Raw genomic sequence first — 24,488 nt, 5'->3', positions numbered from 1 at the left:
ATCATAATTATGGCAGGGGAGTGTGGCGGTTTCACTAATTTAAGCATAACACCCCGGCAGAGGCTTTGTCAATAAGGTCAAGGACTACAAGGCTTGTAAGGCCCGATTCTCAAGGTTCCGGTTTGAATTGATTTTCAATGCCCAGTATGTTATAATAGAACCTGACCGCGATGAGAGCGGTGACCGGCGGCTGTATGTGCGCGGCCGGCCGGTGGCGGCAGGAACCGTTCCGGAACCGGAACTGAAAAGAAAGGTGGATCAGATGGCGCTGAATAAGCCGCAGAATATATCGGACAGCCAGTTCGAGCAGTCGGTACTGCAGTCGCAGGGCGTGACGGTGGTCGATTTCTGGGCCCCCTGGTGCGGCCCCTGCCTGCACATGGCTCCCGCGCTGGAGGCTTTTGCCGAGGCCAACGCGGGCCAGGTGGCGGTTTTCAAGATGGATGTGGATGAAAACCCTCGCACCGCGCAGGCGTTCCAGATCCGCAGCATACCCACGGTCATATTTTTCAAGGACGGGAAACCGTCCGACATTTCCATCGGCGCGGTCAGCCAGTCGGTCCTCCAGAAAAAGCTGGATGCCCTGAAATAAGGAACAGGCTCAGGATGAAGTTCCTGCCCAAGTTGATCAAATACTGGTATATCGATCTGATCAGCCCATTGATCCGTTTCTGTATCCGACACCGGATAGAGCCGAACCTGCTCACCTCCATCGGCTTCGGTGTCACGATAGCCGCGGCGGTGGCTTTCGCCCTGGATCATGTGCAACTGGCCGGTGCGATCCTGCTGTTCAGCGGGACGTTCGACATCGTGGACGGCAAGGTGGCGCGTGCCACCGGGCTGGCCAGCAAGTTCGGCTCGTTTTTCGACTCGACCATGGACCGTTTTTCCGACGCTGTCATCTACCTGGGCATCATGCACATGTACATGGTCAAGGGCCGGACGGAGATGGTCTGGGTGGTGATCCTCTCGATCATCGGCGCGCTGATGGTGAGCTATGCGCGCTCCAAGGCCGAGGCACTGCACATCAAGTGCAGCGTCGGCCTGTTCCAGCGTCCGGAGCGCGTGGTCTACCTGGGCTTCGCCGGAATCCTTGGCCACACCACGCTCTACTGGGTCGTGTGGCTGCTGGCCGTATTCTCGAACCTGACTGTGATCCAGCGGATGTTCCATGTCTACTCCGTCGCGCACGGGGTGCCGCTGGACACGGATGACGACTGAGCACCGGCGGCACCGCCCGTCCCGCTGAGGGCCGCGCCTGCCTCCGGCTCCATCCGGTGTTATGACCATTCCCATAAAATCAAAAGGTCTTTTCATCTCGTTCGAGGGCGGCGAGGGAGCGGGCAAGAGCACTCAGGCCAACCTGCTCGCCTCGCACCTGAAAGCCCTCGGACAGCGGGTGCTGCTTTGCCGCGATCCGGGCGGGACGACGATCGGGGAGAAAATCCGCGCGATCCTGCTCGACCGTGAGCACGGTGAACTGTGCCCGCGCGGCGAGTTGCTGCTGTACTTGGCCAGCCGGGCGCAACTGGTGAGCCAGGTGATCGCACCGGCGCTGGCCGAGGGCCAGGTGGTGATCGCCGACCGTTTCCACCACAGCACCCTGGCCTACCAGGGCGGAGCGCGCGATCTGGGCGCCGAGGAACTGGCGCGGATGAACCTGTTCGCCACGGACGGTTTGCTGCCCGAGGTCACTTTCCTGCTCGACCTGCCGCCGCAGGTGGGTTTTGCCCGCAAGGCCGGCGGAGGACCGGACCGGATGGAGTCGCTGGGTGACCGCTTCCACGAGCGGGTGGTGCGTTCTTTCCGCGAGCTGGCCCAGGCCGAGCCGGAGCGGATAGTCCGCCTGGATGCCAGCCGTCCGGTGGAGGAGATTGCGGCCGAGATCAAGGAGCGGGTGGGGCTGCTGCTCGGCAGATAGAGCCGCAGGAAAGCATATCCACATGAAAAACGTTGCGCCCGACTGGATATCTCCAGCCGGGCATTTCCTTTACTAACGGTGACCTGAGTCTGAAGTTCTCTTGAAAAAAAGTGCGGAATGCGATATATTTGTCACTGACAATTACGCTGTGAAAGCGGGATCGGCATTGATGGACAAAGGGGGCGTTCCAGTCTGCTCTGTCTGTTGTTGCAGGTCCTTTTTTTATCCAAATGTCCACAATTTTAAGCGAGGCGAACGACAGAACAATCGGTTGTCGCTCCTCACCCGGTGGGGAAATTGGTTCGAGAATGGGTCTTTCCTGGATTCATAACCTCACGCTGACCGCGTAAAAGAAGGGCAGGAAAAATGGACCAGTCTCTTTTGTTGATTCTGGTTTTTGTTATCAGTGTGCTTGGGTTGCTCACGGCTTACTGGCTGGCCCGCTGGGTCATCCGCAAGGACGTGGGCAGCGAGGCGATGCAGAAAATCTCAAATGCCATCAAGGAAGGCGCTGAGGCTTTCCTGCGCCGCCAGAATAAAACCATCGGCCTGTTAGCCCTCCTTTTCGCGGTGGTGCTGTTCCTGGGCTATGGTTTTGTCCGCGGGCATCGGAGTTTCGACCCGGTCGGCAGCTCGCTCGAGTTGGCTTTCTGGATCACCCTGTCGTTCGTTTTCGGCGCAGCCTGCTCGGTGTTCGCCGGCTACGTGGGGATGTGGGTCTCCATCCGCAGCAACATCCGCACGGCCACCGCGGCCCTGAGCAGCCTTAACGATGCCCTGCGCATCGCCCTGCGCGGCGGCGCGGTCTCCGGGCTGCTGGTGGTGGCGATGAGCCTGCTCGGCGTGGGCGGGCTGTACACCCTGGTGAAATTGACCGGCTCGGTGCAGGACGTGACCAAGATACCGCTGCTCATCGTGGGCTACGGTTTCGGGGCCTCGTTCGTGGCCTTGTTCGCCCAGCTTGGCGGCGGAATCTACACCAAGGCCGCGGATGTGGGCGCCGACCTGGTGGGCAAGGTTGAGGCCGGCATCCCGGAGGATGACCCGCGCAACCCGGCCGTGATCGCCGATCTGGTGGGTGACAACGTGGGCGACTGCGCCGGCCGTGGCGCCGACCTGTTCGAGTCCACCGCCGCCGAGAACATCGGCGCCATGATCCTGGGGGCCACATTGGCCTCGCAGGCCGAGAAGATGGGTATGGGTTTCTCGGCCGGAGTCATCGGCGTGATGATGTTCCCGCTGATCGCCCGCGCGTTCGGGATCATCGCCTCCATCGTCGGCATCCTGATGGTGAAGATGGACAAAGAGGAGAAGATGGACCCGATGCAGGCGCTCAACCGCGGCTACTACATCGCCGTGGTCCTGGCCCTGATCGCTTTCGGCGGCTGCACCTACTGGCTGCTCTCCAGCCCCAGTTCCCCGGCGGCCTGGTGGCATTTCTTCATTTGTGGCATCCTGGGCGTGCTGACCTCCGTGGCTTTCGTCTACATCACCCAATACTACACCGAATATAAATACCGTCCGGTCCAGTCGATTGCAGAGGCCTCGAAGACCGGCCCGGCCACCAACATCATCGCCGGTATCGGCGTGGGCTTCGAGTGCACGGCCCTGCCGGCGCTGGTGATGGGCGCGGCCCTGCTCTGCTCGTACTACCTGGGTAAGAGCGCGTTCCCGGCCGAAAGCGGAGTGCATGGCGGGCTGTTTGGCACTGCGGTGGCGACCATGGGCATGCTGGCCACGGCGGCTTTCATCCTGGCCATGGACACTTTCGGCCCGATCACCGACAATGCCGGCGGTATCGTGGAGATGTCGCAGCAGCCGGAGGAAGTCCGCAAGAAGACCGACCGTCTGGACGCGGTGGGCAACACCACCAAGGCCCTGACCAAGGGCTACGCGGTCGGTTCGGCGGCCCTGGCGGCTTTCCTGCTGTTCCAGGCCTACATGGATGAGGTGGTGCAATATTCAGGTATTCTGCAGGAGAACCCGTCCTTCGAGTTCGCGGTGAACCTGGCCAAGCCGGTGGTTTTCGTGGGCGGCCTGCTGGGCGCGATGCTGGTGTTCCTGTTCTCGTCTTTCGCCATCCGTGCGGTCGGACGGGCGGCGCAGGCGATCATCGAAGAGGTGCGCCGTCAGTATTCCAAGCTGAAGAGAGAGCACGACATGATCGTGTTCCCGGATGATTTTAAGCCGGATTACAGCTCCTGCGTGGATATCGTCACCCGCTCCGCGTTGCGCCAGATGGTGGTGCCCGGGCTGCTGGTGGTGCTGATGCCGGTGGCGGTTGGGATCACTTTCAAAGTGTTCAAGGATAGTCCCACCGACTTGATCTCGGCCGAGGCCGTGGCCGGGTTCCTGATGATCGGCACGATCGTGGGTATCCTCCTCGCCCTGTTCCTGAACAACTCGGGTGGGGCCTGGGACAACGCCAAGAAGTATATCGAGTCCGGGGCGCACGGCGGCAAGTACCTGACCCTGGCGGACGGCAAGAAAGTCAAGAACCCGGTGCACGGGGCGGCCGTGGTGGGCGATACGGTGGGCGACCCGTTCAAGGACACCGCCGGACCCTCGCTGCACGTGCTGATCAAGCTGCTGTCCACTATCACCCTGGTGCTGGCCCCGCTGTTCATCTGAGTAGATTAGTAACGTGAGGATAATCTAAGTATGAAAATGCTCTCTGGTTCTATCCAGAGGGCATTTTTTTTGTGTATAAAGAAAAGGTTTGTTATTATTTATCGGAACCTTTTTTGGAGGATATCTATGGACAAGAGATTTCAGGTCTTTGTTAGTTCAACTTATAGCGACCTGCAGGAAGAGCGCCAAGAAATAATGCAAGCCTTGTTGGAGCTTGACTGCATCCCTTCAGGAATGGAGTTGTTTCCTGCGGCGAATGAAGATCAGTGGACTCTTATTAAGAAAGTTATTGATGACTGTGATTATTATATAGTGATTATTGGTGGAAGATATGGTTCTACGAGTGGTGAAGGAATTAGTTATACCGAGATGGAATACAAATATGCGGTTGACAAGAACAAGCCGGTCATAGCTTTTTTGCATGAAAAGCCAGACGCATTACCGGTTAATAGATGTGAGAAAACTGAAGATGGCAAGAAGAAACTTGCTCTGTTTAGAGAGTTAACGGAAAAGAAAATGTGCAAATATTGGGATTCTCCAGCAGATTTAGGTTCTAAGGTGAGTCGAAGTATTATTAAGCTGATAAAAGAACATCCTGCAATCGGTTGGGTTCGTGGTGATCAAGTGTCAGATGAAAACTTTGCTAAAGAAAATTTAAGTCTGAGGAAAAAAGTCGAGGAATTGGAGAAACAATTAAATGCTGTTAAGATTCAGAAACCTGAAGGGACTGAAAATCTTGCACAAGGCGAAGAAGAGTTCTTAATTGAGTTCAAGGTGCCTACTTTTTCTGGATGGGGACATGACGAGCAAGAATATAGTACAAATATTACATGGAATAGTATCTTCGCTGCGGTGTCTCCTGTTGTAATGAACGAAGTTAAGGAAAATGAGTTTTTAAAAGTATTGGATGAATTTCTCTCTGATTTCTGTTTTGCTATATTAAAAGAGCAAAAAGATGTGAAGATGGAATTCAATCATGTTCATATCGATAGAAAGTTTCATCAGACAATAAAAATACAATTGTGCGCTTTGGGATTGATAGAGAAAAGCACAAAACCAAGAAGCGTACACGACACAGATGTCTATTGGACTCTAACGCCTTATGGAGAATTTTTAATGTATCGGCTTCGGGCAGTACCATCCAAATCCAGAAATAGTATTAACCCTTCCCGCCCAGGACTTTGAGCAGCTCCAGCAAGTCGAACACGTCGGTCTTCCCGTTGCCGTCCAGGTCTGAGGCGGTCGAGTCCGGATGCGCCCCGGAGAGGACCTTGAGCAGTTCCAGCAGGTCGAACACGTCCACCTTGCCGTTGCCGTCCAGGTCGCCCTTGAGCGCGTGCGCCTCCATGCCGCTGCCTGCCAGGTGCAGCTTGAGGGAATAGCGCCCCAGCCCGGCGTGGAGCACCTTGAGCGTGTCCGCATCCGTCACTCCCGCCGCGGGAGTGAACGACACGGCCAGGCGCAGGGTGTCGCCCGGCAGGATACAGGCCGTGTCGGGGCGGCAGGCGAAAGCCGGGTTGAAGTTCGCCAGAAGCACCACCGCCACCCCGTGGCTGGAGACATTGGCCACGCGCAGGGTGTCCCAGGCCGTCTCTCCGGCGCTCCGCGGGCCGAAGGCGAGCGAGTCCCGCCCGACAGTCAGCTCCGGCCCGTCCTGCCCGCCCTTGACCGTGGGGTAGGGCCAACTGCCCAGGCCGGAAGTCAGGTTGTAGATTTTTCCGGCGTGGATGCCGTTGTCTATCGTGTCCAGGATCGCGGCGGCCTGCTTGCTGCGCAGCCCGGAGCCGCAGTTGACCCCGATGGGGTAGCCTGCGGGAAGTTCCCGCACCTTGGCCTGGAAAACCTGGGAATTGAGCGGGAAAAGGTGCGCCCCGGCGATATGGCCGCCGTCATACTCGCCGCTCTCGCGCACGTCGATCATGACAAGGCTGTCGGTGGTGTTGATCAGGTTCAGGTATTCGGCCGGGGTCATTTCCTGGTAGCCCGGCAGGGCGGTGGCGGCAAGCAGGGTCAGGGCAAGTATGGCAAGGCGGTGTCTGTACATGGGTATCTCGCGGCAGGTGACTTTACTTCGTGTCAGGTCCCCCCGGCTAAAAACGCAGGGACTGAAGGAATGTATCTGCAGAGGCCCGGACCGGCTCCGCCCGGGGCGATCAGGTCCAGACTGGACATACTAATAATAATAGTTATAACTTAAAAAAGGAACACTAAAGCGGGTAATTTTCAGGCCACGGCGGATATCCGTTGCCACGGTACATTATCTTTGTAACGTAATCGCTCCGTCCGGGGTCTGAAATATCGGGAAATGTTTAATCTGCTGTTGCAGTAGGTTTCAATTTCAGAGCTGTTCGTCTTGAACCCAAGAGGGGGTGGCTGAATGTTGAAGAAGCTGGGTTTTGTCCTGTTTCTGCTTGCCGGTCTGTGTCTGACCTCCTCCGCCATGCAGGCGGCCGAGCTGCAGTTGGCCCAGGGTGGCGGCGGTGATTTCCGTAAGCGCGCCGAGGCCCGGTTCGACAGCATGTGCGTGTTCCTGAAGCTGGATGAGAAGCAGGTCAAGCAGGTGCGCGAGTTCAACCAGGGCATGATGGATGAGATGGGCAAGCTGCGCGAGCAGAGCCAGGGCGACCGCGAGGCCATGCGCGACGGGATGCAGAAGATTTTTGAGGGCTACCAGAAGAACCTGGAGGGAGTCCTGACTGCGGAGCAGAAAACGAAGCTGAAAGAGTGGAACGAGGCCCATCCGCGCCGCATGGGACGGGGCGGCCGCGGCTGACAAGTCCGGCGCCGGCTGTGGCAGCGTAGCTGTGGCTGCATAAATACAGAGAGCCTGGGCGGGGCGACCCGCTCAGGCTCTCTGTGTACCGGACCAGGCTTATCGGTGCCGCGCGCTCATTTGTAGCCCTTGCCGATACTCCAGGCTTTTTCGTATTTCGCGCCAAGCTTGTAATAGGAGCTGTCCGCGTGGGAGAAGAGCAGGGGCCTGACTTTTCCCAGGTCGATCCTGCCGTCCGCCAGCACCGACTCATCGGCGTGCACCTGCACGATCCTGCCGATGAACATTTCACCCCGCTGGTTTTTTTCGACCCCGACCAGCTCGCATTCCACACATATGGGGCATTGCACGATCAGGGGTGCGCCGGTGTCCCCCTGGAACAGCTCGAACAGCTTCGATTTGTCGGTATTCTGGCCGGAGACTATTCCAACATAGTCGGTGGCCCGGACCAGGTCTTCACCGGGCAGGCAGAGACTGAAGACTTTGTTTTCCCTGATCCCGGTGTTGGTGTAATGATCCGCTCCCAGAACCACGCCGAGCGTGGGCGGTTGATAGCACATCATCGTGAACCAGGCCACTGTCAGGAAATTGGGCTTGCCGTCCACCAGCGCCCCCACCAGGGCCACCGGCATCGGGAACGAGGGATTGACCTGACCCAGCTTGATTTTCATTGTCCCGCTCCATGTTGTGTAATTGGATGCATTCCTGTTGCTCGCCCCATTTTATCCGGGAACAGCCGGATGTCAACATCCCAGGGTTCGGAACCCGTACCGCGGGCCTGTCAGGCCCGGACCACGCGCAGCACTTCCTCCAGGCTGGTGATCCCGGAGGCGGCCTTTTCCAGGCTGTCGCGGTAGATCGGTATCATGCCGGCCCGCAGGGCCTCCTCCCGGATCTCCTCGGCTGAGGCAGAGCGCAGGATCGCCGCTTTGATCGAGTCGTTGAGGGTGAGTATCTCGTGCGTGCCGGTGCGGCCCTTGTAGCCGCTGCCGTTGCAGGCCTCGCAGCCCTTGGCCCGGAAGAAAGTGCCGCTCTCTGCCAGGTCGCCCACAATCCCGAGCTCGATTTCATCCAGCTCGTACTGTTCCTTGCACTTGGGACAGAGGCGGCGCAACAGGCGCTGTGCGCAGACCAGCAGCAGCGAACTCGACACCAGGAACGGCTGGATGCCCATGTCCAGGAAACGGGTGACCGTGCCGGCGGCGTCGTTGGTGTGCAGGGTGCTGAACAGAAGGTGGCCGGTGAGCGAGGCCTCGATTGCGATCTCGGCCGTTTCCAGGTCGCGTATCTCGCCCACCAGGATCACGTCCGGGTCCTGGCGCAGGTAGCAGCGCAGGGCGCTGGCGAAAGTGAGGCCGATCTCGCGCCGCACCTGCATCTGGTTCACCCCGAACAGCATGTACTCCACCGGGTCCTCGGCGGTCTGGATGTTTATGCCGGGGTCGTTGATGTAGTTGAGCGCGGCGTAAAGGGTGGTTGTCTTGCCGCTTCCCGTGGGCCCCACGTGCAGGATCATGCCGTAGGGGCTGTGGGTCATCTGCTTGTACAACTCCAGGTTGTGCGCCGAGAACCCCATGCGCTCCAACTCCACTATCGAGCCGCTTTTGTCCAGGATACGCATCACCACCTTTTCGCCGTAGACCATGGGGCCGGTGGCCACGCGCAGGTCGATGTCGATGCCGGTGCGGGTGAATTCCTTGAACCGGATGCGCCCGTCCTGGGGCAGACGCCTCTCGGCGATATTCAGCCCGGCCATGATCTTGAGCCGGCTGACCAGGGCCTTGAGCGAGTTGGGCGGGAGCTTGAGCGCCACCCGGCAGACCCCGTCCACCCGGTAGCGCACCAGCACCTCGCGCTCGAACGGCTCCACGTGGATATCGCTCGCCCCGCGGGTGTAGGCGTCCTCGATGATCCGGTTGGCCAACTGCACGATCGGAGCGCTGTCCTCGTCGACATCCTCCTCCAGCTCCACCGACTCCACCGACTGATCGCCGAAGGCGCTGCCCACCAGGGCCGCCACCTCGTCGATATCCGTGGCCTCGTGCTTGAACTGCTGCTCGATCACCCGCCGTATCTGGCTGTCCGCGGCCACCACGATCTTGGCCACGCTCAGCTTGGTCGCCCAGCGGAAACTGTCGATGCGCTCGAAATCCACCGGGTTGGAGATGGCGATCTCGACCGCCTGGGCCGCGCTCTTGCGGATCGGCAGGACCATGTACTTCTTCAGGTTCTCCTCGCCCACCAGGTTGAGCAGCTTCACGTCCGGGACGAAATCCTCGCCGATCTCCATGTACTCGTGGTCGGTCAGGCGGCTCAGGTAGTAGGCCAGCTCCGTGTCGGCCATCTTGATCTCGGGCTGGTGCACTTTCTGGATGATCCGCGCCGAATAGTCGGCCACCTCATCCAGGAGCTGACGGTCCCGGTCGGTGAACAGGCCCGTGCCCTGCGGCGGGTTTTTGTTGATGATCTGGATCGCGCCGATCACCCGGTCGCTCACCACCGGCACGGTGATCATGCTCTTGGTCTGGAATCCGGTCTCCTGGTCCACGCCGCTGTAGAAATTGGGGTCGTTCTGGGTGTCCAGGGAGATGTAGCTCTCGCCCGACTCGATCACCTTGCCCACGATCCCCTGGCCGCGGCGCAGGGTGATGCTGCGCAGGCGCTCCGACTTGCTGCGGTAGGCCTGCCGCAGGTCGTCGTTGCCCCGGTACAGCTCCTCGCTGAAATAGACATTGGTGAAATGGACGCTGTTGTCCTTGGCCACGGAATAGATCGTGATCGCCTGGGCCTGCACCAACTCGACCAGCTTCTGGATCGTTATCTCCAGGACAGTGTCCAGGTCTTTCTCGGTGATCTGACGCTTTGAGACGAGAATCTTAAGCAGGTTGTTGAGCACCTGCTTTTCATCGGAGGTGGAGCGCAGCTTGTTGGGAGAAGCGATTTTTTCCATCGGCAGGTCTCGACGGTTGCTGGCGGTGTCAGGGTATCCGGGGATGATACCTGAATATAAGCCTATGAAAATGTTGTGACAAGCCTCCTGCAAGCTTCCGGCCCGGGCGGCGGGCCAAAGGCCGGCCGGGGCTGGCATGAACCTTGCAATCTCTGCAACCACAACCTCACTAAGGAGATGCCATGAGCCTGGAACCGGATGTCCTGCTTGCCTGCGTGCACCTGTATTCCGAGATCGGCGACACCAGGAAATCACGCTACTACGACCGTTTGTTCATCCATGTGCTGCGCCGTAACCTGAAACGCCGTCCGGCTTGACAGCCGGCCAGAGCCAGGATACAATAGTTCAAACCCGTGGTGCGTTTTCCGCTTGAATGTCAATGAGTTAAACTCTCTCCGGCCGCAAGGCCGGGGTTTATGCGCCGGCGCCGTGGATGCTGCCTGAATACCTCAAATACTGGGGCCTCGCCCGGCCCCCGTTCTCGCTTACGCCCGACCCCGAGATGCTGTACATGAGCGGCCAGCACCAGGAGGGCCTGCTCCGGCTGAAATACGCCGTGGTCTCGAACAAGGGCGGGGCGCTGCTGGTGAGCGAGAACGCCGGGGACGGCAAGACCAGCCTGCTGGCCCGCCTGCGGCACGACCTGGACAGCTACTACGAGGGCCGCTGCCGCAGCGTGTTCATCGACCACCCGACCCTGACCGCCAACCAGATGGTCGGTGAGATCGCGCGGCAGCTCGGGGTGGGCTCGGGCAGCAACGACAAGCTGACCCTGCTCAACGAGCTGCGCGAGCACCTGCTCACCTGTCACCGCCAGGGTGTAAAGTGCGTGGTGATCCTGGACGAGGGCCAGATGCTCTGCCACCGTCCGGATATCCTGCAGGAACTGCGGATACTGCTCAATTTCTGCGTCTCTGACGCGTTCCTGCTCACGTTTGTCCTGAGCGGGCAGAAACCGCTGGATGAGGCGATCCGGGCCATGCCCGAGTTCCACCAGCGCCTGCCGGTGCGTTTTTTCCTGCGCAACCTGGGACGCGAGGACACCCGCGAGCTGATCCGCTACCGCCTACGGCGGGCCGGGGCGGCCGAGGGCCGGGAGATATTCAGCGAGGACGGGTATGCCGGGGTGTACAATTTCTCGAAAGGCTGCCCGCGCGTGATCTGCTCGGTGGCCGACCTTTCGCTGATCATCGCGCACAGCCGCTTCTCCCGTCAGGTCGATTTCGTGGCCGTGAGCCAGGCCTGCTCCGACATGAACCGCACCGAGGGCGGCTACCACTATTTCCATTTCCTCAAGTCGTTCAGCGCCGAGGGGGTGGAGTCGGAAAGCGGCCCGTTGACCTCGGCTGTGGAACCCGTTCCGGCCGCCAGGCCGCCGAGGGAAACGGTCGCGCCCGTTGCGGAGATTCAGTCTCCGGCGCCGCCGGTCAATAAGACAGAACAGCCCCCGGCGCAGCCGCCGGAGGCGGACATTCCGGGCGTGCGGGTGCGTTTCGCGATCGTGGAGCCGGGCCAGACCACCGCCGGAGAAACATCCGCCGCGGCGCGGGCCACGGAGCCGGCCGCGGTTGCGCCGGTCCTGAAACGCACCGAGGGGTTCAAATGCTCGTTCTGCGGCCTGGAGCTGGGCCGTGGGATGCGCCTCTGCCCAAACTGCGGCGAGGAACTGGCCGCTGTGGTCGAGGAGGCGAAACCGCCTGCCGCACCGCCCGAGCCGGAGCCGGCTGCGGTGGAGCGGTCGCAAGAGACGGGCACGGATGAGTACGCACCGGAGGATATCGCCGCACCGCCGGAAACGGCGGCCGCGGACAATATCGAGGATCACGTCACAGAAAGCCCGGACAGCCTCCTGCGGCCCGGCAACCAGCCCGCCGAGCTGGAGCTTCTCTCCGGCATCGAGCGCTGGGGCCTGCGCGATTTGATCTCCAGCCGGAGCTACCTGGAGCGCGGTGAGGTCACCGATCCGGTGGCCGAGGAACTTGTCGCCCTGAACCCCGGCCGGTTCTGGCAGGGCGGGGCGGTGGCGCAGAACTTAAACGGCGGGGGCAAGGTAAGCTTATGCGCGCGCTGCGCCCTGGTGGTCCGCGGCGAGGAACTGGTCCTGGGATTCCGCGGTTCACGCGAGCGCGTCGGCTACCGCCAGTTGCGGCAGGTCCGGATCGAGCCGCTGCAGTACCGGGGGAAAACTTTGCTGCATCGTCTGGTGCTCGAAACGAGCCAGGGGCTCTGGGCTTTGAGTCTTCCCCTGCACGGGGAACCCGGCCAGGCCCTGGCCCAGCTTCTGGCACGCTACATATCTGTCCGGGCGGTCCTGCTGGGGGCGCCGGATTTTTCCGCGTCGTCAGCCGGGGCGAAATCTGCCTGAGCCACCCAGAATCCGACGAGGCTGTGGATGAGAATGGATCCGCTGGACATGCAGATGTTCTCCGCGCTGCTGGTGCTGCTGGTGGTCCTGTATTTCTGGGTCCGTCACGTCCAGAGCCGCCAGCGTTGCAGCCGCAAGGTCAAGGAGCACTGCCGGGATCTGATCCTGGACAACCGTCACGCCCTGGCCGCGGCTGGAGTTGACATCGAGGGTCTGGTCAACCTGGTGCGCATGGATATCTCCTGCGAGCAGCTGGATGCGGTGATCAAGCTGCTGCTGCGCCCCCGTCGCCAGTACGATATCGACCGACTGGACGCCCCGGGTTACCTGGAGGTGGACCTGGACCTCGACCGCGAGCCTGTCACGGCGTCCAGATCTGCGGCCACGGTGTCCAACGGCGTGGAAAAGTCGCCTGCAGGCGCGCCCGGGGCCGATACGGAACCAGCCGCCGCGGTTGAGGGCCAGCCGGAGGAGGAGTCCGCGGCCGACAGCCAGCGACGGGCCTCGCCGGACCGGATGGAGGCCGAGGAGGAGAAGACCTGGCTCAAGTTGGCGCACAATCGTTTCCGGGATGCGATAACCAAGCGCGGAATTTCCGATCGAAGGGCGCGCTTGCGCCTTCTGGTGCGCATGGTCGAGCTGGGCAAGCGGGCCGTGGATGAGGACATTTCCAAGTCCGGGGCCCGCAAGGAGTACGAGCGCGGGCTTTGGGACCGTTTCTACGAGAACGAGTATCTCCAGTTGAATTCAGAATGAGTGCCGTCGCCGTCTGGCGTGGCGGGTTTCCTTCTGTACGGAACAGGGATGCTGAATTCTGTCGAAAGAATGGTGCGGATGACAATTAAAACCCTCGGATATAAGCGCCTGTCCATGTTCCTGGCCACGGCGGTCCTGCTGGCCTCTGCGGCGGTGCAGCCGCTCCAGGCCGGCAGCCGTCTGGGTAAGATCACCGGAGTGACCGGCGAGGTGTTGGCGGTCAACCTGGGGCGTGAGCAGGGCCTGTACCAGGGGCTGCGCGGCAACGTATTCAAGTTCGATTCGCTGCGCAACACGGTGGATGTGGCCGAGATACAGATCATCTCGGTCTCGGCCTCCCAGAGCCTGGCCAAAGTTCTGACCCGGCGCGACAGCCTGGAGGTGGGCCAGTTCGTGGACATCGAGGGCACCATGCCGCAGTCGCCGCTCGAAAAGGTCGACATGCTGCGGGTGATGGAGGAGAGCGCACGCAACTATTTCGCCGCCCGCCAATACACGGAGCCGGACAGCGCCAACTGCCTGGCCCTCTGCCGTAAGATCCTGGCCCGCGAGCCGAACAACCGTCTGGCCACGCAGCTCATCGCCCGGATGATCCAGAACTATTTCCAGTGGGGCGACCGCGAGCGCTACGACGGCAATTTCGCCAGCGCCATTGTCTACTACATGCGCCTTCTCAAGGTCGATCCCGGCAACCGCACGGCCTACGAGCATATCTGGGAGGTCATGGACATGATCAACGTCGAGTCGCAGGTGCCGCTCGACCCGATCCAGCGCGGCCGTCCCCCTGATTTCTACTACGCCAGCGCGGAGCAGTACTACCGCAGCGGGCAGTTCGAAAAGTCAAAAAAATATTTTTCTTTCCTGCTGGACAACGTGGTGGAAAAGGATATGGTCGCCCGCGAGGGCCTGGCGCGCAACGACCATATGCTGACCCTGCTGGACAGCCTGCGGGTCGTGCAGAGCGGTATGGCCCAGGAGGCGGCCAAGGCCGAGCAGGAGCAACAGGCCGAGCTGCAGCGCCGCCGCGAGCGCACCCAGTTGGCCCGCTACTGGCGTGCGGTGGGGGATGACCTCTTCCGCAAGAAAGACTATGAGGGCGCGCTGGTCTATTACCTCAAGCTGCTCGACTTTTTCCCGGAGGATTCCCTGGTGCAGCAGCGCCGCGAACTGATCTCGCGGGTCGACATGGCGCTGATCCCCTCGGGCGAGTTCAGCCGCGGCAGCAACACCCGCGAGCTGAGCGGGGTGATGAACCAGTTCGGCTTCAAGGGCACCCTGTACCGCGAGATGCCCAAGCGCTGGGTGTTCCTGGATTCGTTCTATCTCGACCGCACCGAGGTCACCAACCGTCAGTACTTGCGCTTCCTGGAGAGCAGCGGCCACAGCCCGCCCCTGCACTGGAAGGACGGCAAATATCCCGCGGGGCAGGACAGCTATCCGGTGGTCTATATTAGCTGGCTGGATGCCAGCGAGTACGCGCGCTGGATCGGCAAGCGCCTTCCCAGCGAGGAGGAGTGGGAAAAGGCCGCCCGGGGCAAGGACGGCTTGCAGTGGCCCTGGGGCGACCAGTTCCAGGCCGAGCGGGCCAACACCCGTGAGTCGGGGCGTGGGGGGGTGCTGCCGGTGGGCAGCCTTCTGGGTGGGGCCAGCGAGCAGGGTGTGCTCGACCTGGCCGGCAATGTCTGGGAGTGGGTTTCCTCCGACCTGAAACCCTATCCGGGCTACGACCAGGACATGATGTATTTCCCGGGCAGCCTGCGCAAAGTGATCCGGGGTGGATCGTTCAAGGAGACCGGCGAGTACGCGCGCGGGGCGTACCGGGGCGACGGCGCTCTGGACCAGATTTACAGCAACGTGGGTTTCCGCTGCGCCAGGGATCTGCGCCTCAAGGCCGAAAATCTGGAATAAACTTCAACTTATGCTTACTTTTATGCAGTCTGTCATTTGCTTCCCGCTGCAGCTCTACTGTGCATCCGCTGCCCGGCCGGTGCGGCCTCGTTGTGCCCGCAACTCTGCACCGCATTCCGGACGGACCCGGGAGGAGGCCGCCAGGGGCTGACATTTTCAACCAGGAACGCCGGGACCGCCGGCCGGAAGACCGATGAGCATCCGCCGCACCAGAACCCGCCACAGCGCTCCGGCAGTGCCAGCCGCCGGTTGCGGGTTGTTGGCGGTGCGCCGCCGGGCGCGGGTGCGCTCCTCTGTTCCGGCGCTGTTGTTGTTGCTCTGCTGTCTGCTAATTGTTCCCTCCCGTCTGTTTCCTGCCGGTGCGGCCAATTTCTTCGAGGGCGAAATCTCCGAGCTGATCTGGCTCAGCTTCTCGGGCCGGGCCGCCGATAGTTTCGAGCGGGTGGGGGTGCTGCTCTCCCACGACCCGAACGACTACCGCGCCTATTTCATCCGCGCCACCTGCTACGGCTGGCTCAACGCGGTCAACCCCGAGAACCGGCGCTACGACAACCAGTTCATCGAATCGCTGGACGCCTGTATCGAGTATGCCGACAAGGTGAACCAGAAAGCGCCCGATTTCGGGCGGTCCCTGTTTTTCAGGACCCTGGCCCTGGTGACCGAAGCCCGTTTTAAGGCCTTCCGCGGCTACAGCATCTCCTCGCGCTGGACCACCCGGGCGGTGATAAAGGCGGCCGACGAGTTGGAGCAGTTGTACCCGGAAGAGCTGGACGCCCGGTTCCCGCGCGCCGTGTTCGACTATTACTGGGGCGGCAGCTCGATGGCCGGGCGGGTCTCGCAGTTCCTGCTCACCCTGCCGCGCGGCAGCCGCGAGGACGGTCTGAAGACCCTCCAGGAATGCGCCCACCGGGGTGACGGCACACGGCTATGGGCCGAGCTGACCCTGCTGGACATCTACCGCGAGGACCCCGCCAACGCCGAGCAGGCCCTGCACAGCGCCGAGCGCCTGCACGAGCTTTTCCCGGACAATGCCTATTTCCAGGTCGCCCTGGCGGACGCCTACCGCGAGCGCCGTCAGTGGGTGCTGGCCGAGGCGGTCTATCGCAGCATCCAGGCCAAGGCGCTCAACCGCCTGCCGGGCTACGACGATGTCGCGTTCGAGATCAGCCGTCTGCGCACTGCCGAGTGTGAGGTGAAACTGGGCAAGATCGAGGAAGCTTTCGGGACGGTGCGGGAGATTCTGCTCGCCAATCCGATCAACCCGGAATGGATCGTACCCTGGGCGCATTACTACGCCGCCCGGGTCTACCGCCAGCGCGGCCAGTTCAAGCGCGCCGAGCGGGCCTGCGAATACGCCCTGAACGGGGTGGATTACAACGACCTGCACAAAGTCTCACGCGAGGAGCTGGAAACGATCCGGCGCCTGTCCGAGAATGAGAAGTGAGTTCAGCTTTGCTCCGGCTGGGCCTGCGGAAGCGTCTCCTGCGGAACTGAAATCTCCTGCTCTTTGTACTGAAGCTGGTACAGATCGAAGTAAATCCCCCGTCGCTGCAACAGCTCCCTGTGCGTGCCCATCTCGGCGATCCGTCCGTGGTGCATCACTATGATGCGGTCCACCTTGCGGATCGTGGAAAGGCGGTGGGCCACGATCAGGCTGGTGCGGCGCTCGGTCAGGCGTTCCAGGGCCTGCTGGATCAGGTGCTCGTTCTGGGAGTCGATGCTGCTGGTGGCCTCGTCCAGCACCAGGATGCGCGGGTTCTTGTACATGACCCGGGCGAACGAGATGAGCTGGCGCTGCCCGGCGCTCAACGTGGAGCCGCGCTCGTTCAGCACGTGGTCGAACCCGCCCGGCAGGGAGCTTATGAAATCGAGGGCGCCCAGGTGCTCGGCCGTGCGGGACAGGTGCTCCAGCGAGGCGTCCCTGTCCCCCAGGGCGATATTGGCCCGCACCGTGCCGCTGAAAATGAAGACGTCCTGCAGGGCGATGCCGATGTTGCGCCGCAGCCAGGTTTTGTCCAGGTCGCGGATGTCGGCGCCGTCCAGGGTGATCCGCCCGGACTGCGGGTCGTAGAAGCGGCAGAGCAGGTTGATGATCGTGGTCTTGCCCGCGCCGGTCGAGCCGACGATGGCGATTTTCTCGCCCGGCTCCACCCGGAACGAGACCCCCTTGAGCACCGGCTCACCGGGGTTGTAGGCGAAATGCACGTCCTCGAAGGCCACCGCGCCGTCCACCCGGTCCAGGTACACCGGGGCCTGGGTGTTCTCGATCCACTGCTTCGCGTCCAGCAGCCCGAAAATCCTCTCGCTGGCCGCCATGGCCGCCTGGAAGATGTTGTACTTTTCGCTCAGGTCGCTGATCGGCTTGTAGAACTTTTCCACATACTGGATGAACGCCACCAGCACGCCGAACGACAGCGTGCCCTGCATCACGCTCAGCCCGCCGAACCAGACTATCACCGCCATCGAGATGGCCGCGATCATTTCCATCAGGGGGTAGAACAGGGCGTAGTAGAAGATTGTATAGATGTTGGCGTCCATGTTCTCGCGGTTCAGCACCTCGAAGCGCCGCGCCGAGTCGGCCTGACGGTTGAAGAGCTGGATCACGCTCATCCCGGAGAGCGACTCCTGCAGGAAAGCGTTGATCCGCGCGATCCGCGCCCGCACCAGGCGGAACCCCTCGCGCATCTTGCGCCGGAAATAGAAAGTCACCGCCAGAAGGACCGGCAGGATGGCGAAAGTATAGAGGGCGAGCTTGAAATTCAGCCAGAGCATGGCGGCCATGATCCCCACGATCATGGCCAGATCGCCGATCACCGTGACCAGCCCGGTCGAGAACAGCTCGTTGAGCACCTCCACGTCGCTCGTGACCCGGGTGACCAGCCGCCCCACCGGGTTGCGGTCGAAGAAGCTGAGCGACAGGCCCTGCAGGTGCTTGAACAGGGCCATGCGGATGTCGTACATGGTGCGCTGGCCCAGGTAGTTGGTCAGGACGATCTGGGCGAAGCGGAAGACCAGATCGCCGCATATGACCAGCAAGTAGATGATGACCAGTTGGCGGAAGCCCTCCATCCTGCCGGGCACGATATGACGGTCCAGCGCCAGTTTGATCAGGTAGGGACCGGCCAGCTCGCAGGCCGAGCTGATCAGCAGCACCACGGTGCCCAGCCAGATGTAGTTCCAGTAGGGGCGCAGGAAGGGGTACAGACGGCGGGCCATACGGCTGTCGTAGGCCTTGCCCGTGACCTCGTCCTCCACCATGTAGCTTTTCTGCTTGTCGCTCACCCGAGCCTCGCGATCCGCTCCTGCAGGAGCTGTTTCTCGTTGAGCGCCGCGTAGTAGCCCTCCTGCCGCACCAGCTCGTCATGCGTGCCGCGCTGGCTCACCCGCCCGCCCTCCAGCACCACGATCAGGTCGCAGTCCTTGATCGTGCTGACCCGGTGGCTGACAATCAGGGTGGTCTTGTTCTCCATATAGGAGCGCAGGCCGCGGATGATCTTCTCCTCGGTGCCGGTGTCCACGCTGGAGAAACAGTCGTCCAGCAGAAGGATCGGGCTGTCCGCGGCCAGGGCGCGGCTGATCGAGGTGCGCTGTTTCTGGCCGCCCGAGAGGTTGATCCCCCGCTCACCCAGCAGGGTGTCGAGCTGGTGCGGGAACTGGCTGATATCCTCGGCCAGCCCGGCGATCTGCACCAGGCGAAGGATTTCCTCCTCGTCCAGCTCGCGGTCCAGGCCGTAGGAGACATTGTCCCGGATCGACTCACTGAACAGGAAAGTCTCCTGCGGCACCATGGCGACAGTGCGCCTGAGAGCCGGCAGCGACCAGTCCAGGATGTCCGTGCCGTCCACCAGCAGAGTCCCGCGCGGCGGGTTGTACAGGCGCGGGATGAGGCTGAGCAGGGTGGACTTGCCGCAGCCCACCGGCCCGACCAGGCCCACGGTCGTCCCGGGCTCGATCTCCAGCGAGATGTCCTCCAGGGCGGGAGCGGCGGCCCCCGGGTAGGTGAAAGTCAGGCCGCGCAGGCTGATCCGCCCGCTGACTCGCGAGGTGTCGGCCAGGGCGACCCGGGGCGCGGAAGGCTCGGTCACCGCGGGGCGGGTCTCGAACATCTCCATGATCCGGCCCAGCGAGGCCCGTCCCCGCTGGATCACGTTCAGCACGAAACCGATCGAGATCATCGGCCAGTACATCATGCCCAGGTAGATGAAGAACGCGGTGAAATCCCCCAGGCTGATCCGTCCCCGTGACACCAGCCAGCCGCCGTAGCCCAGGATCACCAGCGAGGAAATCCCGCTCAGGAACGACATGAACGGGAACAGCAGGCCCGAGACCTTTATCAGGCGCATGTTGAGAGCCAGGTAGTCGCGGTTCAGACGGTCGAACTCCTCGGTCTCGTGGCTCTCGCGGGTGAACGACTTGATCACCCGGATGCCGGCCAGGTTCTCCTGCACCCGGGCGGTGATATCGCTCAGGCGGCGCTGCACTTCCATCGAGCGGTCGTGGATCACCTCGCCCACCCGCCGGTAGCTCAGGCTGACCAGCCCCAGGGGCAGGAACGCCATCAGGGTGAGCTTCCAGTCGAAATAGACCATCAGCGGCAGCGCGAAAAGAACTGTCACGCTGGTCTGGAACGAGTACATGATCGCCGGCCCCAGCAGCATCCGCACCTCGTTCAGGTCGTTGGTGGCGCGGCTCAGAAGGTCGCCGATGCGGTTGCGCTGGAAAAACTGCATGTCCTGGGTCAGCAGGTGGGCGTAGAGGTCCTGGCGGATGCGGTACTCGATCTGGCGGCTGATCCCGATCAGTATCTGGCGCATCAGGAAACGGAACACGCCCTGGACAAGGCGGATGCCGAGCAGGGCCGCCACCATCAGGGCCAGCACCCGCAGGCCGTGGTTTTTCTCCACGCTGTCGATGGCGAACTTGATAACGAGCGGCGACAGCATGCCCAGCGAATTGGTGAAAAACGCGCAGACCAGCCCCACCGTGAACATGTTGCGGTGCGCGGCCAGGTATTTCCTGAGCGGAGCCAGGGACTTGAAAAACGGTTTCTGAACGGGCTTGACCATCCTGCCGGGCCGTCCTTGCAAAGCGGGTGCAGTTTTTCCATGGTAACAGAAAATACAAGGGCGGACACCCTGTCATGCTCGGGGATCCGCCCGGTCGAGGCGGGCAGAGAGCGCTATCGCAGGGACCGCGGGCTGGCGGCCCCTGCCTTTCGATGAACCGGGTCCCGCTGGAACTGCTCAGGCCCGGTGGATTGCCTTTTTCACCGCGGCGATGAAATCCGGAGTGCTCCCGCAGCAGCCGCCGATAAGGCGCGCTCCCGCCTCGACCAGCCCCTTCGCCCCCTCGGCCATCTGTTCCGCGGTTTCATTATAGTGCGTGTGCCCGTCACCGCTCACCGAGGGCGCACCCGCGTTCGGCTGGGCGGCCACCGGGCGCTTGGAGCCGCGGGCCAGGCCGCGGACCACCTCGAGCATGTCTTTGGTGGTCACCCCACAATTGCTGCCCACGATATCCGCCCCGGCGGAGTCGAGCTCGGCGGCCACCTCCTCCGGGCTCTGGCCCCACATGGTGCGAAGGCCCGCCGGGCCGGACTGGAAGCTCATCGAGGCCAGCACCGGCCTGGCGCTCACGCTGCGCACCGCGCGCAGGGCCAGCTTGATCTCCTCGATGTCCATGAAAGTCTCCAGGGCGAACATATCCACCCCGGCCGCCTCCAGGGCCGCGGCCTGCTCGCGGAAAGCCTCGAACATCTCCTCGGCCGGGCGCTTGCCGCCCCACTGCTCCAGGATATCGCCCGTGGGGCCGATATCCGCCGCCACCAGGGCCTTGCCGGCTGCCGCCCCGCGGGCCAGCTTCACCGCGGCGGTGTTGATCTGGGCCAGACGGTCCACGGCGCCGTAGTGCTCCAGCTTGATCCGGTTGGCCCCGAAAGTGTTGGTGATGATTATATCGCTGCCCGCCTCCACGTTGCGGCGGTGCACCTCGGCCACCCTGGCGCTGCCCTCCTGCGAGATATTCCATATCTCTCCGCACTCGTGGCCGCTTTTCAGCCCCGCCTCCTGCAGCATTGTTCCCATGGCGCTGTCGATCAGGAGCACTTCGTTTTTCAGACGGCTGAGAAGGTCGTGTGGCATGGGACGGCAGTTCCTTTCACGGTCCGGAGTGTCTTGACAGGCGGAGGCTCGTAAATTTAAAATTGGAGTCCTGACTTTTGAGACCTAAGGTTTTAATTGTAATAAATCTGGTTCTCTGTCGCAAGTTGAACCGTTTCCACCCCGAGGACGAGGATGCCGGACCGAATCGAATCAGCGGGCAGTCTCTGCCTGCCTGTCGAGCTGCACCTGCACCTGGAGGGCACCCTGGAACCGGAGTTTGTCCACTCTTTAAGCGCGGGCCGTCCCGCGGCGGCAGGGGTGGATTTCGCAGCCCTCTACGCGTTCTCCGATTTCCTGGGGTTCCTGGAGGCCTACCGCCGCGTGGTGACCCTGCTCACGCGCCCCGCGGATTTCGGGGCCATGACCCGGGCCGCCTGCGCGCGCCTGGCCGGGATAGGCGTGCGCTACGCCGAGTTGATATACACCCCGCTCATCCACACCCGGCGCGGTCTGGAGCATGTGGAGGTGAGCCGGGCCATAGTGGCGGCCCTGGACGAGGCACGGGAAGAATCGGGCCTGGAGTGTAACCTGATCTACGACACGGTCCGTCAGTGGGGAGCCGAAGCAGCGCTGGAGACTGCCGCGCTGGCCGTGGCGGACCGCAGCGCCGGGCTGCCGGTGGTCGGGTTCGGGGTGGGCGGAGATGAGCTGTCCGTACCGGCTAACGAGTTGGTCGAGGCGTTTTCCCTGGCGAAACAGGCCGGGCTCTATAGTTACGTGCACGCCGGCGAGGTGGGGCCGCCGGAGTCGGTCTGGGAGGCGCTGGAGGTGCTGGGGGCCGACCGGATCGGCCACGGCGTGTCCGCGGCCCGTGATCCGCTCCTCATGGATGAGCTGGCCCGTCGCGGCACGGCGCTCGACCTCTGCCCGACCAGCAACCTGCTCACCCGGGCTGTGCCGCGCCTGGAGGAGCACCCCCTGCCGCTGTTCCTCGAGCACGGTCTCACTGTCACCCTGGGCAGCGATGACCCCGGGTTTTTCGGCTCCTGGCTGGACAATGAGCTGGCGCTCTGCAGGCAGCTCTGGGGCTGGGACAGCGCGGTGGTCAGCACCCTGGCCCGTAACGCCTCGCGCTCGGCGTTCCTGCCGCTCGATGTGCGCGAGGCCCTGGCCGCGCGGCTCGGGCTGGAGCAGGGCTGACACATGGGTCAGCCCCTGCATTCCTGGTCGACACTCAATGCAGAAAAATGTAGCGACTGTCTTAAAAGTCAAGGACAGGCAGTTGCTTTTTGGAGGAAGAAGTTTTTAGATATAGCGTTCAAGGTGATTAGTAATTTACGCATACAGGCGGTGATAGCGAGTTTTTTGGGTTTACCGGCACTGACGAGTCTAAGATAGAAGTTACGGATGGATGGATTGAACTTAGTAGCAACGAGAGTGGCCATATAAAGAGCTTTTCTTGTATCGGCTCTTCCACCGCAAATCATACGTTTACCGCGGAATTTTCCACTGTCGCGGTTAATGGGAGCCAGTCCGGCCAAGCGGGCGATCTGGCGGCGGTTGAGAGAGCCCAGCTCGGGCAGTGTAGCGAGGATGGAGCGAGCGGTGACATCCCCGATGCCTTTGATTTGCTTGAGGCATTGGACCTGCTCGTACCAGAGAGGGTTGTCCTTGATCAGTCGGTCGATATCGGAATCGAGGTCTTTGATTTCCTGGTCCAGCGAGGAGATAATGCGCTTCAGGCTTTGTAACACCCGTACGGTCATGGCCTGATGCAAACGGTTCAGTTCTGCGGTTCGGACCTCAACCAACTGCTTGCGCCGCCGGTCCAGGGCCTTGAGTTGTTCCTGAGCTTGGGATGGTAGAGGCTTTCCAGTGAGTTCGAAAACCTGGGCGAACTGTGCCAGAACCTTGGCATCGATGGAGTCGGTTTTGGCCAGTTGACCGGTGGAGCGGGCAAAATCGCGCACCTGCCGCGGGTTGAGAATACGGAGATTGTCCAATCCAGCCAGGCACAGTTCCAGGGCCAGAAGTTTTTCGTAGCCACCGGTGGCTTCCATGACAATCACCTGGAGTTGAAGAGGACGTATTCTTTTAATAAGTTGCTCTATGCCTTCTGAATCGTAGTTTACATTGAAATGCTCCTCAGAAGGCAGGACATGGACCTCAAGGGAGTCCTTGGAAACATCTATGCCCACAAAAGATACTTGGCTCATGGTTTAACCCATCCTTGCGAATGCGAGCGCTCAAAGAGCGGCTCATGTGACTGTTCGGGCAACTGCATGAGAACTGGCGGCTGGGGATCCAGCTACGATTACGGTAATCTCTACCCAGGGGCACACGATCTCCCAGCCACCGACGACAACTACAACCTCTGAAATGATTAACCATCTTCTTTTAAGATACAAGGGGCACGCTGCGGCGTGCCCGAAAGGCTTTTTTGTTCTCTTGGTTGCGGCCAAGAGAACCAGAAACCATGGGGGGCCGTAAACTCGCCCCGACCCTTTGGGCTTTTCTGCCTGCGGTGTGCATGTAACATTTGCACGCTCCCCGCGGTGGGGGGCGACGCTGGCGCTGATTGCCCGCCGGGCCGAGGCGCCGCTTCATTCCATAGTGTGCACGCGGCAATCACTCCGCTCCCCCGGTGTGGCTCAGACATACGGCCCCCGGGCGTCCCTGCGGGCCGCTCGGGGGTAACGACCTGAAATAAATCTTCAAGCGTTCGCCCAGGCCCTTCATCCCGCGGCTTCTTGTCCTTTCGCTCACATCCGGAAGGGCGACAAGCCGCAGAATTGTGTTACTCCGACAGCAACAGGCATAAGCCCCCGGCAGCACCCGGAACCGTGCTCATCAGATCACCGTCAACGCAACACATTGCCGATCAAACAAATCGCCACAGGCGGCAAAACGGCACGCGATTTGATGTACAAAGAAACGAATATTCCGATATGCCGTGATTAAACACCCTTTCGAGGCGCTGGTATGTCACATAACGGAGTCCGGTATTGGGTCCCCTTTTCCTTCCTCCTGCTGGCTCTGCTCGCCCTGGCCGGCTGCGGGCACGACAACCCGGCCGCGCCGGA

At 61.7% G+C, this 24,488-nt stretch carries 18 protein-coding genes; 11 read left to right on the top strand and 7 right to left on the bottom strand.

Features of this window, described 5'->3' with window-relative positions:
- The first annotated feature begins 262 nt into the window (after positions 1–262).
- The 5 genes from trxA (at position 263) to LLH00_04685 (ending at position 5,737) form a co-directional block, all read left to right on the top strand.
- The gene (gene trxA, locus LLH00_04705) at positions 263–592 is read left to right on the top strand and encodes a thioredoxin (GenBank protein ID MCE5270565.1); all 330 of its coding nucleotides are present in this window, start codon (positions 263–265) and stop codon (positions 590–592) included.
- Positions 593–606: 14 nt separating this feature from the next.
- Positions 607–1,221 (top strand): CDP-alcohol phosphatidyltransferase family protein, encoded by a 615-nt coding sequence (locus LLH00_04700; GenBank protein ID MCE5270564.1) that lies wholly within the window; start codon positions 607–609, stop codon positions 1,219–1,221.
- Between the two features lie 61 nt (positions 1,222–1,282).
- Positions 1,283–1,921 carry a dTMP kinase gene (gene tmk / locus LLH00_04695; GenBank protein MCE5270563.1) on the top strand — a complete coding sequence of 213 codons (639 nt, stop codon included), beginning with the start codon at positions 1,283–1,285 and terminating at the stop codon, positions 1,919–1,921.
- A gap of 366 nt (positions 1,922–2,287) precedes the next feature.
- A complete protein-coding gene (locus tag LLH00_04690) occupies positions 2,288–4,552 on the top strand; it encodes a sodium-translocating pyrophosphatase (protein MCE5270562.1) in 2,265 nt (754 codons plus the stop codon).
- Positions 4,553–4,678: 126 nt separating this feature from the next.
- Entirely contained in the window at positions 4,679–5,737 is a 1,059-nt protein-coding gene (locus LLH00_04685) for a DUF4062 domain-containing protein (GenBank protein MCE5270561.1), read from the top strand.
- Here the strand turns inward: LLH00_04685 and LLH00_04680 are convergent.
- Positions 5,712–6,596, bottom strand: coding sequence for a dockerin type I domain-containing protein (locus tag LLH00_04680; protein MCE5270560.1), 885 nt, complete (start codon positions 6,594–6,596; stop codon positions 5,712–5,714). The genes LLH00_04685 and LLH00_04680 overlap by 26 nt on opposite strands.
- 333 nt (positions 6,597–6,929) lie before the next feature.
- On the opposite strand from LLH00_04680, the gene LLH00_04675 reads away from it, so the two are divergent.
- A complete protein-coding gene (locus tag LLH00_04675) occupies positions 6,930–7,325 on the top strand; it encodes a hypothetical protein (GenBank protein MCE5270559.1) in 396 nt (131 codons plus the stop codon).
- A 116-nt stretch (positions 7,326–7,441) separates the two neighbouring features.
- On the opposite strand, the gene LLH00_04670 is transcribed toward LLH00_04675, so the two are convergent.
- Together LLH00_04670 and LLH00_04665 are read right to left on the bottom strand one after the other, a co-directional pair.
- Positions 7,442–7,996 carry a flavin reductase family protein gene (locus LLH00_04670; GenBank protein ID MCE5270558.1) on the bottom strand — a complete coding sequence of 185 codons (555 nt, stop codon included), beginning with the start codon at positions 7,994–7,996 and terminating at the stop codon, positions 7,442–7,444.
- 110 nt (positions 7,997–8,106) lie between these two features.
- The gene (locus tag LLH00_04665; protein ID MCE5270557.1) at positions 8,107–10,275 is read right to left on the bottom strand and encodes a GspE/PulE family protein; all 2,169 of its coding nucleotides are present in this window, start codon (positions 10,273–10,275) and stop codon (positions 8,107–8,109) included.
- A gap of 433 nt (positions 10,276–10,708) precedes the next feature.
- Here LLH00_04665 and LLH00_04660 point away from each other — a divergent pair, with 433 nt between their 5' ends.
- The 4 genes from LLH00_04660 to LLH00_04645 all read left to right on the top strand — a co-directional run bounded on the left by LLH00_04660 (position 10,709) and on the right by LLH00_04645 (position 16,748).
- A complete protein-coding gene (locus LLH00_04660; protein MCE5270556.1) occupies positions 10,709–12,640 on the top strand; it encodes an AAA family ATPase in 1,932 nt (643 codons plus the stop codon).
- A 27-nt stretch (positions 12,641–12,667) separates the two neighbouring features.
- Positions 12,668–13,396 carry a hypothetical protein gene (locus LLH00_04655; GenBank protein MCE5270555.1) on the top strand — a complete coding sequence of 243 codons (729 nt, stop codon included), beginning with the start codon at positions 12,668–12,670 and terminating at the stop codon, positions 13,394–13,396.
- A gap of 78 nt (positions 13,397–13,474) precedes the next feature.
- Positions 13,475–15,304, top strand: a complete 1,830-nt coding sequence (locus tag LLH00_04650) for a formylglycine-generating enzyme family protein (protein ID MCE5270554.1) — start codon at positions 13,475–13,477, stop codon at positions 15,302–15,304.
- Positions 15,305–15,497: 193 nt separating this feature from the next.
- Complete coding sequence (locus LLH00_04645) at positions 15,498–16,748, top strand: hypothetical protein (GenBank protein MCE5270553.1); 1,251 nt, start codon at positions 15,498–15,500, stop codon at positions 16,746–16,748.
- A 2-nt stretch (positions 16,749–16,750) separates the two neighbouring features.
- Here the strand turns inward: LLH00_04645 and LLH00_04640 are convergent, their stop codons facing one another.
- From LLH00_04640 to LLH00_04630, 3 genes are all read right to left on the bottom strand, one after another.
- A complete protein-coding gene (locus LLH00_04640; protein MCE5270552.1) occupies positions 16,751–18,586 on the bottom strand; it encodes an ABC transporter ATP-binding protein/permease in 1,836 nt (611 codons plus the stop codon).
- On the bottom strand, positions 18,583–20,370 hold the full coding sequence (locus LLH00_04635; GenBank protein ID MCE5270551.1) for an ABC transporter ATP-binding protein/permease: 1,788 nt from the start codon (positions 20,368–20,370) through the stop codon (positions 18,583–18,585). The genes LLH00_04640 and LLH00_04635 overlap by 4 nt, the downstream gene beginning before the upstream one ends.
- 177 nt (positions 20,371–20,547) lie before the next feature.
- The gene (locus LLH00_04630) at positions 20,548–21,444 is read right to left on the bottom strand and encodes a homocysteine S-methyltransferase family protein (GenBank protein MCE5270550.1); all 897 of its coding nucleotides are present in this window, start codon (positions 21,442–21,444) and stop codon (positions 20,548–20,550) included.
- A 153-nt stretch (positions 21,445–21,597) separates the two neighbouring features.
- On the opposite strand from LLH00_04630, the gene add reads away from it, so the two are divergent.
- Entirely contained in the window at positions 21,598–22,605 is a 1,008-nt protein-coding gene (gene add / locus LLH00_04625; protein MCE5270549.1) for an adenosine deaminase, read from the top strand.
- A gap of 68 nt (positions 22,606–22,673) precedes the next feature.
- On the opposite strand, the gene LLH00_04620 is transcribed toward add, so the two are convergent.
- Entirely contained in the window at positions 22,674–23,621 is a 948-nt protein-coding gene (locus LLH00_04620) for an IS110 family transposase (protein MCE5270548.1), read from the bottom strand.
- Positions 23,622–24,488 lie beyond the last annotated feature (867 nt).

The organism is bacterium (assembly GCA_021372515.1).
In the GTDB taxonomy this organism is placed as follows: Bacteria; Gemmatimonadota; Glassbacteria; order GWA2-58-10; family GWA2-58-10; genus JAJFUG01.
The sequence above is the reverse complement of the archived record's forward strand: the minus strand, read 5'-3'. Positions and strand labels throughout refer to the sequence as shown.

Excerpts from the sequence above, each read along its gene's own strand:
- LLH00_04650 (MCE5270554.1), top strand. The coding sequence starts at position 13,475 with ATGACAATTAAAACCCTCGGATATAAGCGCCTGTCCATGTTCCTGGCC.
- LLH00_04670 (MCE5270558.1), bottom strand. The coding sequence starts at position 7,996 with ATGAAAATCAAGCTGGGTCAGGTCAATCCCTCGTTCCCGATGCCGGTG.
- LLH00_04680 (MCE5270560.1), bottom strand. The coding sequence starts at position 6,596 with ATGTACAGACACCGCCTTGCCATACTTGCCCTGACCCTGCTTGCCGCC.
- trxA (MCE5270565.1), top strand. The coding sequence starts at position 263 with ATGGCGCTGAATAAGCCGCAGAATATATCGGACAGCCAGTTCGAGCAG.
- LLH00_04660 (MCE5270556.1), top strand. The coding sequence starts at position 10,709 with ATGCTGCCTGAATACCTCAAATACTGGGGCCTCGCCCGGCCCCCGTTC.
- LLH00_04635 (MCE5270551.1), bottom strand. The coding sequence starts at position 20,370 with ATGGTCAAGCCCGTTCAGAAACCGTTTTTCAAGTCCCTGGCTCCGCTC.
- LLH00_04620 (MCE5270548.1), bottom strand. The coding sequence starts at position 23,621 with ATGAGCCAAGTATCTTTTGTGGGCATAGATGTTTCCAAGGACTCCCTT.
- LLH00_04655 (MCE5270555.1), top strand. The coding sequence starts at position 12,668 with ATGAGAATGGATCCGCTGGACATGCAGATGTTCTCCGCGCTGCTGGTG.
- LLH00_04700 (MCE5270564.1), top strand. The coding sequence starts at position 607 with ATGAAGTTCCTGCCCAAGTTGATCAAATACTGGTATATCGATCTGATC.
- LLH00_04645 (MCE5270553.1), top strand. The coding sequence starts at position 15,498 with ATGAGCATCCGCCGCACCAGAACCCGCCACAGCGCTCCGGCAGTGCCA.
- add (MCE5270549.1), top strand. The coding sequence starts at position 21,598 with ATGCCGGACCGAATCGAATCAGCGGGCAGTCTCTGCCTGCCTGTCGAG.
- LLH00_04690 (MCE5270562.1), top strand. The coding sequence starts at position 2,288 with ATGGACCAGTCTCTTTTGTTGATTCTGGTTTTTGTTATCAGTGTGCTT.
- LLH00_04630 (MCE5270550.1), bottom strand. The coding sequence starts at position 21,444 with ATGCCACACGACCTTCTCAGCCGTCTGAAAAACGAAGTGCTCCTGATC.
- LLH00_04665 (MCE5270557.1), bottom strand. The coding sequence starts at position 10,275 with ATGGAAAAAATCGCTTCTCCCAACAAGCTGCGCTCCACCTCCGATGAA.
- tmk (MCE5270563.1), top strand. The coding sequence starts at position 1,283 with ATGACCATTCCCATAAAATCAAAAGGTCTTTTCATCTCGTTCGAGGGC.
- LLH00_04675 (MCE5270559.1), top strand. The coding sequence starts at position 6,930 with ATGTTGAAGAAGCTGGGTTTTGTCCTGTTTCTGCTTGCCGGTCTGTGT.
- LLH00_04685 (MCE5270561.1), top strand. The coding sequence starts at position 4,679 with ATGGACAAGAGATTTCAGGTCTTTGTTAGTTCAACTTATAGCGACCTG.